Source organism: Streptomyces sp. NPDC051211 (genome assembly GCF_040689505.1).
Taxonomy (GTDB): domain Bacteria; phylum Actinomycetota; class Actinomycetes; order Streptomycetales; family Streptomycetaceae; genus Streptomyces.
This window is the reverse complement of sequence record NZ_JBFBAV010000080.1, coordinates 1-12,914: the sequence shown is the minus strand read 5'-3', so window position 1 is coordinate 12,914 and position 12,914 is coordinate 1. Positions and strand designations below refer to the sequence as shown.

The following is a 12,914-nucleotide window of genomic DNA, read 5'->3' as shown; positions in this document are numbered from 1 at the left end:
TTGGGTAACAGCTCCGCGCAGCGGCCGCCTGTCGGGTGCGGCGCCGTTGCCGGGGGCCAGCCCCCGGACCCCCGCGCCTCAAACGCCGGCGGGGCTGGAATTGCCGCTGCGCGGCAACCCAGCCGCATGGGCCCGGCGCGGCTGGAGATGCCCGGCGCGGCTGGAGATGCCCGGCGGGGCTGGAGGGGCCCGGCAGGGCGGGGCAGGGGCTACGAGACCTTGAGGACGATCTTGCCCGTGGTGCGGCCCTGCTCGCCGAGCTCGTGCGCCTTGCCCGCCTCCGACAACGGCAGCACCGTGTCGACCACCGGCCGGAGCCGGCCCTCCTCCACCAGGGCGGCGATGGCCTTCAGGCCCGCGTAGTCCGGCTCGACCAGGGTCCAGCCGGTGCGGAAGCCCTCGGGGGCGGCCGGGACGTCGTCGGGGCCGTTCAGGGTGATCAGGTGTCCGCCGGGGCGCAGCACCTTCAGGGAGCGCGCCCCGTAGTCGCCGCCGATGGCGTCGAGCACCACGTCGACGTCGGAGGTCGCCGCCTCGAAGTCGGTGGTCCGGTAGTCGATCAGCTCGTCGGCCCCCAGCGAGCGGAGCAGGTCGTGCTTGGCGGCGCTGGCGGTCCCGATCACGTACGCGCCGAGCGCCTTGGCGATCTGGACGGCGAAGTGTCCGACGCCACCGGCGGCCGCGTGCACCAGGACCCGCTGTCCGGCCCGGAGGCCGGCGGTGTCGGTCAGCGACTGCCAGGCGGTGAGGGCCGCCAGCGGCAGGGCGGCCGCCTGGACGTGGTCGAGGGAGGCGGGCTTGCGGGCGAAGTGCCGGGCCGGGGCCGTCACGTACTCGGCGTAGCCGCCCGCCTGGAACGGGAAGCGCGGCATGCCGAAGACCTCGTCGCCCGGCTGGAACAGGGTCACGCCGGGGCCGACGGCCTCGATCGTGCCGGACACGTCCCAGCCGACGGCGGGCACCGGACCCCAGGGGATGAGGGCGCCGCTGGCCCGGGTCTTCCAGTCGACGGGGTTCACCCCGGCCGCGTGCACGCGCACCAGGATCTCTCCCATGGCCGGCTCGGGGCGGTCCAGCTCGGTTTCGGTCAGTACCTCGGGCCCGCCCCACTGGCTGACGACGACGGCGCGCATGTGTTTCTCCTCAGGTCGGTGCTGGGTCGATGAGTGTCGACGGAGCGTCGATGGGTCCAGGTTCGGCGCCGGGGGGCCTGCGCAGTGCTGGCCGGACGGCCACCATGTGTCAGAATCTGGCCATGCACCGTGTCGCCGTACTCGCCCTCGAAGGCGTCCCCCCGTTCGAGCTCGGAATCCCCTCCCGGGTATTCGGCAATGCCCTCGACGAGGACGGGAACCTGCTGTACGAGACCACCGTCTGCACCGCCGACGGGCAGCCCGTGACCAGCGACGCGGGCTTCGTCGTCGCCGTCACCGCCGGCCCCGAGGCGCTCGCCGCCGCCGACACGGTGATCATCCCGCCCACCCACGCCATGGACGAGCTGGCCCAGGGCGCCCCGCTCACCCCGGCCCTCAAGGCCGCCATCGCCGGGATCCGGCCGGGCACCCGGCTGGTCTCCATCTGCACCGGCTCCTACGTGCTGGCCGCCGCCGGCCTCCTCGACGGCCGGCCCGCCACCACCCACTGGATGAAGGCGCTCGAGTTCCGCCGGGCCTTCCCGCGCGTCAGGCTCGACGAGGACGTGCTCTTCGTCGACGACGGGGACATCCTCACCTCGGCCGGGGTGGCCGCCGGTGTCGACCTCTGCCTGCACCTGATCCGCCGCGACCACGGCAGCGCCGTCGCCAACCGGGCCGCCCGGCTGTGCGTCGTACCGCCGTGGCGCGACGGCGGACAGGCCCAGTACATCGACCGCCCGGTCCCCGAACCGACCGTCGCCACCACCACCGCCACCCGCGCCTGGGCCCTGGAGCGTCTCGGCGAACCGCTCCCGCTCGCCGAACTGGCCGCGCACGCCCGGATGAGCCTGCGGTCCTTCACCCGCCGGTTCCGCGACGAGGTCGGCATGACGCCCGTCCAGTGGCTGACCTCCCAACGGCTCGAACTGGCCCGCCAGTTGCTGGAGACCAGCGATCTGCCGGTCGACCTGGTGGCGCACCGCTCCGGTTTCGGCTCCGCGAACTCGCTGCGCGCCCACATGCGGACCACCTTCGGTGTCTCCCCGATGGCCTACCGCCGCACCTTCCGCCCCAACGACCTTGTCCCGACGCATGGTTGATCACAGCTCGAACCCCGGGTGATACTTCGTGATCCGCGGCGCGAGATCCGCGCCACGGGCGACGACCTCTCTTCCAGGGGGAATTGACGTGCGTTCACATCGCAATCGGCGGACCGGGGCGGCCGCATTAGCCGCCACCGCCGCCATCGCGCTCGCGGCGGGCCTGACCACACCCTCCGCGGCCGCATCCGCATCCGCACCGAAGCCGCAGCCGTTCGCGGCGAAGCAGCTACGGCAGCAGCCCGCCCAGGGCCTCACCCACCTCACCCTGATCACCGGTGACCGGGTCACCGTCGACGCCAAGGGCCGCCCCGTCGGCTTCCAGCCCGCCCCGGGCCGCGAAAAGATACCCGTCTCGGTGCAGCGCCAGAACGGCCGCACCAGCATCCTCCCCTTCGACGCCCAGCGGCTGATCCAGGCCGGCCGGCTCGACCCCCGCCTCTTCGACCTGACCGAGCTCAGCCGGCCCGAGTACCGCAAGACCCGCGGCGACCGGCTCCAGCTGATCGTCCGCTACGAGGGCGGGGCCGCCCCGTCCGCCAAGGCGGGCCTGCGCGCCGCCGGTGGAACCGAGGTCCGCCGCACCTACCCCTCGCTCGGCGCCGAAGCCGTCAGCGCCACCCCCGCCCGGGCCGCCGCCCTGTGGGAGGCCCTCACCGACGCCCAGGCCGGCACCGGCCGCCGCGCCGCCGCCGGCATCGCCACCGTGTGGCTCGACGGCATCCGTACGGCCAACCTCGACAAGAGCACCCGCCAGATCGGCGCCGACAAGGCCTGGGCCGCCGGATACGACGGCACCGGCGTCAAGATCGCCGTCCTGGACACCGGCGTCGACGCCACCCATCCCGACCTCTCCGGCCAGGTCGTCGCCGCCCAGAACTTCACCGGCGCCCCCGACGACAAGGACCGCTTGGGCCACGGCACCCACGTCGCGTCCATCGCCGCCGGCACGGGCGCCAAGTCGGGCGGGAAGTTCAAGGGCGTCGCCCCCGGCGCCAAGGTCCTCAACGGCAAGGTCCTCGACGACTCCGGGTCCGGCGACGACTCCGGCATCCTCGCCGGCATGGAATGGGCCGTCGCCCAGGGCGCCCAGGTCGTCAACCTCAGCCTCGGCGGACCCGACGGCCCCGAGCTCGACCCGCTCGAAGCGGCCGTGAACAAGCTCTCCGCCGACAAGGGCGTGCTCTTCGCCATCTCGGCCGGCAACAGCGGCCCCTCCAACGGCACCGTCGGCTCCCCGGGCAGCGCGCAGGCCGCGCTCACCGTCGGCGCCGTGGACGACGCCGACGCCCTCGCCGACTTCTCCAGCACCGGCCCGCGCGTCGGCGACGGCGCCATCAAGCCGGACGTCACCGCCCCCGGCGTGAACACCACCGCGGCGGCCGCCCCCGGCAGCGTCATCGAACGCGAGGTGGGCCAGAAGCCGGAGGGCTACCTCACCATCTCCGGCACCTCCATGGCCGCCCCGCACGCGGCCGGCGCCGCCGCCCTGCTCAAGCAGCAGCACCCCGAGTGGACCGGCACCGAACTCAAGGGCGCCCTCACCGCCTCCACCAAGCCCGGCGCCTACAGCGCCTTCCAGCAGGGCAGCGGCCGTATCGCCGTGGACCGGGCGATGCGCCAGTCGGTGATCGCCGAGCAGGTCTCGCTGGCCTTCACCGGGCAGCCGTGGCCGCACCACGACGACACCCCCGAGACGAAGAAGCTCACCTACCGCAACCTCGGCACCGCCCCGGTCACCCTCGACGTATCGGTCACCGCCACCGGCCCCGACGGAAAGCCCGCCCCGGCCGGCTTCCTCACCGCCGGCGCGTCCAAGCTGACCGTCCCGGCGGGCGGCACCGCCTCCGTGGACCTCACCGTGAACACCCGGCTCGGCGGCCAGGTGGACGGCACGTACACGGCGTACGCGGTGGCGGCCGGCGGCGGCCAGACCGTCCGGACCGCGGTCGCCGCGGACCGCGAGGTCGAGTCGTACAACCTGACGCTCAAGCACCTCGGCCGGGACGGCAAGCCGACCGCCAACTACGGCAGCACCCTGCTCGGCACCAGCGGCAACGCGGTCGGCAAGCGGTTCCAGGACTACGACACGTCGGGCACCGTGACCGTCCGCGTGCCCAAGGGCGGATACGTCCTCAACACGGACCTCGTGGTCGACCTGGACGACTGGACCAAGGGCATCGACTGGATCGCCCAGCCCGCACTGGACATCACCGGCAACACCACGGTGACCCTCGACGCGCGCACCGCCAAGCCCGTCGACATCACCGTCCCCTCCCGCACCGCCGCCATGCAGTTCGCCATGGCCACCTACGACGTGCGGGCGGGCAACGCCTCGTACGGCTTCGGCTGGTGGCTCGACTCGTACACGGCCCTGCGCACCCGGCACCTCGGCCCGAACGCGGCGCCCGGCACGCTGCTCCAGCAGTTCGACGGGCACTGGCAGGACGGCACGACCGACGAGTACCACGCCGCCCTCGGCGGACCGGTGACCCGGCTCGCCACCGGATACAGCAGGCACCTCAAGGCAGCCGACCTGGCCACCGTCGCGGTGGAGCAGGGCAGTTCGGTGGCCGGAAAGGAAGGCGGCGTGACCGCCCTCGGCTGGCTGCCCGACCCCACCGGGGCGAGCGCCATCACCATCCCGAGGAAGCTGCCGACCACCGCGAAGCTGCACCTGTCCGCGCTGGACGGGGCCAAGTGGGAGCTCGGCTTCACCCAGATCGGCGGCCGGGACGAGAACGGCTGGCCGATCGACGAGAGCACCTACTCCTTCGACCGGCCCCGCGCCTACCAGGGCGGCAAGAGCTACCGGGAGCGGTTCAACGCAGGGGTCTTCGGCCCGCGCGTCGACTCCGCCGAGGGCCTCGGCGTCTACCGCGAGGGCGACAACCTGTTCGGCTCGCTGCCGCTGCTCGCGGACGGGGCCGGCCACAACGGGGCGTCCTTCCTGGCCAAGGGCAGCACCGTGCTGTACCGCAACGGCGTGGTCGTCGGCACCCGGGACACCGAGCTCCGCGACTCGGACGCCTTCGAGGCGCTCCCTGCGGGCGAGGCCTCGTACAAGCTGGTCACCAAGACCACCCAGCCCGGCACGGTCTCCCGCACCTCCGCGAAGGTGACCGCCACCTGGTGGTTCCGCTCGAAGCACACCGCCGAGCTCACCCAGCTCCCGGCCTCGGTGGTCCGGTTCACCCCGGCCCTGTCGCTGACCGGCACCTCCCCGGCGGGCCGCACGGTCCAGATCCCGGTCACCGTCCAGGGCCCGGCGGCCGGCTCCGGCCTCAAGTCGCTGACCGTCCAGGTCTCGTACGACGACGGCTACACCTGGCAGACCCTGCCGGTCCACGCCGGCAAGGTCAGCGTGAAGAACCCGGCGAAGGGCGGCCACGTCTCCCTGCGCGGCACCACGGTCGACACCTCCGGCAACAAGTCGGAGATCGCCATCACCCGCGCGTACGTCACCGACTGACCCGGCGGCGATACGGCGGCTGAACCAGCGGCTGATCAGCGCTGATCCAGCGCTGATCCAGCGGCTGTTCCGCAGGCCGGTCCACCGGCCCGGCATGACCTCGGAGGTAATCGACTCCGGGGCCGTGCCGGGCCAGGATCGTGTCCATGACCGCATACGCCATCGCGCACATACGCCCCGACACCGTCAACGAGGACATCCTCCGCTACATCGAGGAGATCCAGCCCACCATGGACCCCTTCGGGGGCCGCTTCGCCGTCCACGGCGCCGAAGTGGAGGTCCTGGAGGGCTCCTGGCCCGGCACCGTCGTCGTGATCGCCTTCCCCGACCTCGCCGCGGCCCGCGCCTGGTACCACTCACCCGCCTACCAGGCCATCCTCCGGCTCCGTACCGACCACATCCCGGGCGAGGCCATCCTGGTCCCGGGCGTCCCGGCGGACTACGACCCGAGGAAGAGGGCGGCGGCGATGCGCGAGGCCGCCGGTCTCTGAGGCCGCCGCGGGCGGGGTGCGAGCATGGGGGCATGGCTATTCACCTCATCACCGGTGCCGGCTCCGGCATCGGCGCCTCCGTCGCGGACCGTCTGCACGCGCGCGGCGACGAGCTCATCCTGCTCGCCCGCGACGCCGCGCGCGGCAAGGAGCTCACCGCCCGGTACCCCGGCTCGCGCGCCCTCGTCGCCGACCTCGCCGACCCCGACCGGATCTCCTGGGCCTTCTCCCACCAGGCGCTGCCCGACCGGCTCGACTCCCTCCTGCACATCGCCGGGATCGTGGACCTGGGCCCGGTGGGCGAGCTGCGGCCCAAGACCTGGCACCAGCAGCTCAACGTCAACCTGATCGCCCCCGCCGAGATCACCCGGCTGCTGCTGCCGTCCCTGCGCGCGGCCCAGGGCCAGGTCGTGTTCGTGAACTCCGGCGCCGGGCTGAACGCCCACCCCGAGTGGGGTGCGTACGCGGCCTCCAAGCACGGGCTGAAGGCGCTCGCCGACTCCCTGCGCGGCGAGGAGCGGGCCAACGGGGTGCGGGTGACCTCCGTGTACCCCGGCCGGACCGCCACCCCCATGCAGGCCAAGGTGCACTCCCAGGAGGGCAAGGAGTACGACCCGCAGGCGTGGATCACTCCCGAATCCGTCGCCACCACCATCCTGATGGCCGTGGACCTGCCCCGGGACGCCGAGGTCAACGACCTGACCGTGCGGCCCGGCCGATGAGCGCCACCGGAGCCGGCGGAGCCACCGGAGTCGGCTCGCTCCCCGGCGGGGACGCCCGCGAGGCCGCCAAGACGGTCACCGGCACCTTCGAGGAGTTCCCGTACCTCGCCGAGCTGCCCGCCCGCGGCCCCGGAGCCGACATGATCGGCCGGTCCCTGGGCCTGCTCGTCGACCTGTACGCGCACGTCGAGCCCAGCGGCTGGCGGATCAGCGACCGGCCCGGCAGGGACACCAAGCGGGCCCGGTCCTGGCTCGGCGAGGACCTCGACGCGCTGGAGGAGTTCACCCAGGGGTACCAGGGGAAGCTGAAGGTCCAGGCCGTCGGCCCGTGGACCCTCGCCGCCGCCCTGGAGCTGCACGGCGGCGAGGCCGTGCTGCAGGACGCCGGCGCCTGCCGGGACCTGGCCGGCTCGCTCGCCGAGGGCCTCCGCGAGCACCTCGCCGACGTACGCAAGCGCATCCCCGGCGCGGAGCTCGTCGTGCAGTTCGACGAGCCCTCGCTGACCGCCGTCCTGCTCGGGCGGGTCAGGAGCGCCAGCGGCTACCGCACCTACCGGGCCGTGGACCGGCAGGTGGTGGAGGGGGCGCTGCGCGACCTCTTCGCCGTGCACGACGGAGAGGTGATCGTGCACTCCTGCGCGCCCGACGTGCCCTTCGCCCTGCTCCGCCGGGCCGGCGCCACGGGCGTCTCGTTCGATTTCTCCCTGCTCACCGAGCGCGAGGACGACGCCATCGGGGAGGCGGTCGAAGCCGGCACGAAACTCTTCGCCGGAGTGGTGCCGGGCACCGACGTCCCGTTGTCGGACCCTGCCGGTAGCGTCATGGGTGTCAGGAAGCTTTGGCGCAGGCTGGGGCTGGCCCCGGGGACTCTGGCCGAGTCCGTCGTGGTCACTCCGTCGTGCGGTCTGGCGGGTGCTTCGCCCGCCTACGCCCGCGCGGTGCAGGCGCACTGCGTCAGGGCGGCGAGATCACTCGCCGACAACCCTGAGTGATCGATACGGGAGGACAAGAGGGTGGCAGCCGAACACGCGGAACACGCCGAACAGCAGGGCACCACGGTTCCGGCGGCGGTGCGTGAACAGCACGCCCTGCTCGCCGAGCAGGTCGAGGAGCACCGCTTCCGGTACTACGTGAACGACCAGCCGGTCGTCAGCGACGCCGAGTTCGACAAGCTGCTGCGCTCGCTGGAGGCCCTGGAAGAGGAGTACCCGGAGCTGCGTACCCCCGACTCGCCCACCCAGAAGGTGGCCGGGGCGTACGAGACGGACTTCGCCTCGGTCCAGCACCGCGAGCGGATGATGTCCCTGGACAACGCCTTCGACGACGAGGAACTGGCGGCCTGGGCCGAGCGGGTGGCCCGGGACGCCGGCACCGGCGACCACCACTACCTGTGCGAGCTGAAGGTCGACGGCCTGGCCGTCAACCTCACGTACGAGAAGGGGCGGCTGACCCGCGCCGCCACCCGCGGCGACGGCCGCACCGGCGAGGACATCACCCCCAACGTGCGGACCATCGAGGAGATCCCGGACCGCCTCAAGGGCGACCGGATCCCCGACCTGGTCGAGATCCGCGGCGAGGTCTTCTTCCCGATGGAGAAGTTCGAGGAGCTCAACGCCCGCCTGGTGGAGGCCGGGGACAAGCCCTTCGCCAACCCGCGCAACGCGGCGGCCGGCTCGCTCCGCCAGAAGGACCCGAAGGTCACCGCGACCCGCCCGCTGCACATGGTGGTGCACGGCATCGGCGCCCGCGAAGGCTTCGAGATCGACCGACTGTCCCAGGCGTACGGGCTGCTGCACGAGTGGGGCCTGCCCACCGCCCAGCACAACAAGGTGGTCTCCTCGCTCGACGAGGTCCGCGCGTTCATCAACCACTTCGGCGAGCACCGGCACTCCGTCGAGCACGAGATCGACGGCGTGGTCGTCAAGCTCGACGAGATCCCGCTGCAGGGCCGGCTCGGCTCCACGGCCCGCGCCCCGCGCTGGGCCATCGCCTGGAAGTACGCGCCGGAAGAGGTCAACACCAAGCTCGTCGACATCAAGGTCGGCGTCGGCCGGACCGGCCGGGTCACCCCGTACGCCCAGGTGGAGCCGGTCACGGTGGCCGGCTCCGAGGTCGAGTTCGCCACCCTGCACAACCAGGACGTGGTCAAGGCCAAGGGCGTGCTCATCGGCGACACCGTGGTGCTGCGCAAGGCCGGCGACGTCATCCCGGAGATCCTCGGCCCGGTGGTCGACCTCCGGGACGGCAGCGAACGCCCCTTCGAGATGCCGACGCACTGCCCCGAATGCGGGACGGAGCTGCGGGCGATGAAGGAGGGCGACATCGACCTCCGCTGCCCCAACGCCCGCACCTGCCCGGCCCAGCTGCGCGAGCGGCTGTTCTACCTGGTGGGCCGTTCCTCCCTGGACATCAAGAACTTCGGGTACGTGGCCTCGGCCGCGCTCACCCAGCCGCTGGAGCCGGCCGAGCCGCCGATGGCCGACGAGGGCGACCTGTTCTCGCTCACGCTGGAGCAGCTGCTGCCCATCACCAGCTACGTCCGCGACCAGGACTCCGGCCAGCCCAAGATCGACCCGAAGACGGGCGAGCCGAAGGTGGTCACCTTCTTCGCCAACAAGCAGGGCGAGCCCAAGGCCAACACCCTGGCCATGCTGGCCAACATCGAGGAGGCCAAGACCCGGCCGCTGGCCCGCATCATCAACGGCCTGTCGATCCGGCACGTCGGCCCGGTGGCCGCGGCCGCGCTGGCCCGCGAGTTCCGCTCGATCGACGCCATCGACCAGGCCACCGAGGAGGAGCTGGCCGCCACCGACGGCGTCGGCGCCATCATCGCGGCCTCCGTCAAGGAGTGGTTCGCCGAGGACTGGCGCCGGGAGATCGTGGCCAAGTGGCGGGCGGCCGGCGTCCGGATGGAGGAGGAGGGCACCGGCAAGGAGGAGGGGCCGCGCCCGCTGGAGGGCCTGACCGTGGTCGTCACCGGCACTTTGCAGAGCCACACGCGGGACGGCGCCAAGGAGGCCCTGCAGAGCCGGGGCGCCAAGGTGACCGGATCGGTGTCGAAGAAGACCTCCTTCGTCGTGGTCGGCGACAATCCCGGCTCGAAGTACGACAAGGCCGTGCAGCTGAAGCTCCCGGTGCTCGACGACGCCGGCTTCGAGGTGCTGTTGCACGAGGGGCCGGAGGCGGCCCGCGCGGCGGCCCTCCCGGTTGAGGGTGCCGCACCGGCGGAGTAGGCCGCCGCGCGCGAGGTAGCGAAGGCGAACGGATGCGTGGCGTGCGGCCGTACGGGCGGGCGCACGCCGGGCGCGGCCGGGGGTCGTAAACGGCCGGTAGAGGGCTGGCCACACGGCGGTGACCTGTCGGATCATCGGAGGGGTGACAGGGGGGTCCTGGTCCAATCTCACCCGTTCGGCGGATACCGTACTGATGAGGATGGCTGGGTCGCATTCGGGCAACCGCCGCCGACCGCTGCCCCTGGGAGCCTCCCGCGGCCTACTGTTGAGGGGTGCGCCTGTCGTGCGCGGCTGCGTGGAGGGATTCCAGCCGTGATGGCATGACATCGGGGCCATCGCGTGGCATCGGCATTGCCGGCTGTGAGAGGGACGGGCATGAAACCCACCGAAAGCGCCGACCCGTCACCTGATTTCGGCGGGGAACTCCCGTCCGTGCGGACGGGCCGGCTCGGCGTCCTGGGGTCCAGGACGCCCGGCACCCGCGCCCTGGACACCGGCACGGGCACGGCCGAGGGGGGCCGGCGGGCCATGCTGCCCCTCGTCATCGTGGGCCTGGCCGCCGTGGTCCTCACCGGCGGCGTGGTCGACGCCCTGACCGCCCGTCACGACCTGTTCCCCGGCGGCAGCGCGGGCTGGGCGCTCGCCCTGCTCACCGGAATCATCGTCGGCCACCTGGTCGCCCTCGGCCGGGACCGCTGGTGGGGCGGCACCGGCTCCGGCGCGGCCCTCACCCTCGGCGTGCTCCTCCTGTACGGGTGGATCCCCGCCGGACTGGTCTCGCTGTCCGTGGTCTCCCTGGTCGGCGCGGCCCGCCGGCACCGCTGGCGGCAGGGCCTGCTGCACGGCTCGGCCGACGTCCTCGGCATCGGCGCCGGGGCCCTCGTCCTCGGCGCCTTCGGCGAGGCGCCCACCGTGGAGTCCCCCTGGGGTCCCGACGAATGGGGACCCGGAGCCGTCCCCGAAGTGGCCCTGGCGGCCATCGCCTACCTGCTGGTGACGAGGATCCTGCTCTGGCTGGCGCTCGCCCCGCGCGGGGGCGGCCTGCCCACCGTCGCCCGCACCGCGCTGCTGCGCCAGGGTTTAGTCGCCGTCGCCCTCCTCGGCATCGCCCCGCTGATCTGCGTGGTCGCCGTCAGCCAGCCGGTGCTGCTGCCCCTGTTCGCGGTCCCGCTGATCGCCCTCGACTCCACCCTGTGGATCGCCCGGGCCCGCGCCGAGGAACAGCTGCGGGACCCGCTCACCGGACTGCCCAACCGGCAGTGGCTGCTGGAGCGGGCCTGGACCGCCCTGGACGAGGCTGAACGTTTGGGCACCCGGTCAGCTCTTCTGCTGATCGACATGGACCGGTTCCGCGCCGTCAACGACACCCTCGGCCACCTCGCCGGTGACCGGCTGCTCCTCCAGATCGCCGAACGGCTCCGGCACGCCCTGCCGCAGGAGGCGGAGGTCGCCCGCCTCGGCGGCGACGAGTTCGCCGTCCTCCTCCCCACCACCGACTCCACCACCAGCGCCCAGCGGGTCGCCCGCCACTTGGTCGCCGACCTCGGCTCCCCCCTCGACCTCGACGGACTCACCCTGGTCCTGGAGGCGAGCGCCGGCCTCGCCGTCTTCCCCGACCACGCCCTCGACGCGGAGGGGCTGCTCCGGCGGGCCGACGTCGCCATGTACCAGGCGAAGCGGGATCGCACCGGCGTGGAGGTGTACGAGTCCAAGCGGGACAGCAACACGCCCGACCGGCTCGGTCTCCTCGGCGACCTGCGGCGGGCCCTGGACGCGGGGGAAGTGGAACTCCACTACCAGCCCAAGGTCCGCTTCGACGGGCAGGTGGCCGGGCTGGAGGCGCTGGTCCGGTGGGTGCACCCGGAACGCGGCCGCGTCTCCCCGGACGAGTTCATCGCCATCGCCGAGACCTCCGGCCTGATGCCGCACCTCACCGAGTACGTCCTGGAGACCGCCCTCGCGCAGGTCGCCCGCTGGCGTGCGCAGGGCCTGAAGGTGCCGGTCGCGGTCAACGTCTCACCGCGGGACGTCCACACCCCCGGCTTCGCGGGCGCGGTCGCGGCCAGGCTGGCCCGGCACGGGGTTCCGGCGGGTGCGCTCCAGCTGGAAATAACGGAACACGTCCTGCTGGAGGACCCGCAGCGGGCGGCCGACACCATGGCGGGCCTCACCGGGCACGGCGTGAAGATGTCCCTGGACGACTTCGGCACCGGCTACTCCTCTTTGGTCCACCTGCGCCGCCTGCCGGTCAGCGAGCTGAAGATCGACCGCTCCTTCGTGGCCCGGCTGGCCGTCGACGCGCAGGACGCGGAGATCGTCCGCTGCACGGTGGACCTGGCCCACTCGCTCGGCCTTCTCGTGGTCGCCGAGGGCGTCGAGGACGACGAGACCTGGGAACGCCTCCGTGACCTGGGGTGCGATGCGGTCCAGGGGTGGCTCGTCGCCGCCGCGATGCCCCCGCAGGAGGCCACGGCCTGGCTCCTGGCCCGCGGCGAACGCGGCTGGCGCCGCCCGGCCGACATCACCGCCGAACTGACCGACACCCCAGCCGCCCCATAGCGACCCGGGTCCCGGCCTCGGCCCGGCCGGTGCGCGCGGCCGGACGGGGTGAAGCCGCGGGTCCGCTGCGCGGGGCCCTTCCCCTCCCCGCCCCTTCCCGAACTGGGGCTCCGCTCCTGCCAGCCGGCGGCCCGCGCGAGCCCGGCCTGCAGCCGGTCCGCCTCGACGCCCAGCAGCTCGGGGAGCGGAACCAGCCGGTCC

At 73.1% G+C, this 12,914-nt stretch carries 8 protein-coding genes; 7 read left to right on the top strand and 1 reads right to left on the bottom strand.

Going from position 1 to position 12,914, the window contains the following annotated elements:
• Positions 1-209: 209 nt before the first annotated feature.
• Positions 210-1,133, bottom strand: a complete 924-nt coding sequence (locus AB0447_RS35770) for an NADP-dependent oxidoreductase (RefSeq protein ID WP_366481139.1) — start codon at positions 1,131-1,133, stop codon at positions 210-212.
• 122 nt (positions 1,134-1,255) lie between these two features.
• Here AB0447_RS35770 and AB0447_RS35765 point away from each other — a divergent pair, with 122 nt between their 5' ends.
• From AB0447_RS35765 to AB0447_RS35735, 7 genes are all read left to right on the top strand, one after another.
• Positions 1,256-2,236 (top strand): helix-turn-helix domain-containing protein, encoded by a 981-nt coding sequence (locus tag AB0447_RS35765; protein ID WP_366481138.1) that lies wholly within the window; start codon positions 1,256-1,258, stop codon positions 2,234-2,236.
• An 88-nt stretch (positions 2,237-2,324) separates the two neighbouring features.
• Complete coding sequence (locus AB0447_RS35760; RefSeq protein ID WP_366481137.1) at positions 2,325-5,708, top strand: S8 family serine peptidase; 3,384 nt, start codon at positions 2,325-2,327, stop codon at positions 5,706-5,708.
• Positions 5,709-5,854: 146 nt separating this feature from the next.
• Complete coding sequence (locus tag AB0447_RS35755; RefSeq protein WP_366481136.1) at positions 5,855-6,199, top strand: DUF1330 domain-containing protein; 345 nt, start codon at positions 5,855-5,857, stop codon at positions 6,197-6,199.
• Between the two features lie 32 nt (positions 6,200-6,231).
• Positions 6,232-6,921: an SDR family oxidoreductase gene (locus tag AB0447_RS35750; protein WP_366481135.1), complete on the top strand. Its 690-nt coding sequence runs from the start codon at positions 6,232-6,234 to the stop codon at positions 6,919-6,921.
• Positions 6,918-7,913 (top strand): methionine synthase, encoded by a 996-nt coding sequence (locus AB0447_RS35745; protein WP_366481134.1) that lies wholly within the window; start codon positions 6,918-6,920, stop codon positions 7,911-7,913. Before AB0447_RS35750 ends, AB0447_RS35745 begins: the two co-directional genes overlap by 4 nt.
• 21 nt (positions 7,914-7,934) lie before the next feature.
• Positions 7,935-10,154 (top strand): NAD-dependent DNA ligase LigA, encoded by a 2,220-nt coding sequence (gene ligA, locus AB0447_RS35740; RefSeq protein WP_366481133.1) that lies wholly within the window; start codon positions 7,935-7,937, stop codon positions 10,152-10,154.
• A 528-nt stretch (positions 10,155-10,682) separates the two neighbouring features.
• Positions 10,683-12,713, top strand: a complete 2,031-nt coding sequence (locus AB0447_RS35735) for a bifunctional diguanylate cyclase/phosphodiesterase (protein WP_366481140.1) — start codon at positions 10,683-10,685, stop codon at positions 12,711-12,713.
• Positions 12,714-12,914 lie beyond the last annotated feature (201 nt).

Excerpts from the sequence above, each read along its gene's own strand:
- AB0447_RS35745 (WP_366481134.1), top strand. The coding sequence starts at position 6,918 with ATGAGCGCCACCGGAGCCGGCGGAGCCACCGGAGTCGGCTCGCTCCCC.
- AB0447_RS35765 (WP_366481138.1), top strand. The coding sequence starts at position 1,256 with ATGCACCGTGTCGCCGTACTCGCCCTCGAAGGCGTCCCCCCGTTCGAG.
- AB0447_RS35735 (WP_366481140.1), top strand. The coding sequence starts at position 10,683 with ATGCTGCCCCTCGTCATCGTGGGCCTGGCCGCCGTGGTCCTCACCGGC.
- AB0447_RS35755 (WP_366481136.1), top strand. The coding sequence starts at position 5,855 with ATGACCGCATACGCCATCGCGCACATACGCCCCGACACCGTCAACGAG.
- AB0447_RS35750 (WP_366481135.1), top strand. The coding sequence starts at position 6,232 with ATGGCTATTCACCTCATCACCGGTGCCGGCTCCGGCATCGGCGCCTCC.
- AB0447_RS35770 (WP_366481139.1), bottom strand. The coding sequence starts at position 1,133 with ATGCGCGCCGTCGTCGTCAGCCAGTGGGGCGGGCCCGAGGTACTGACC.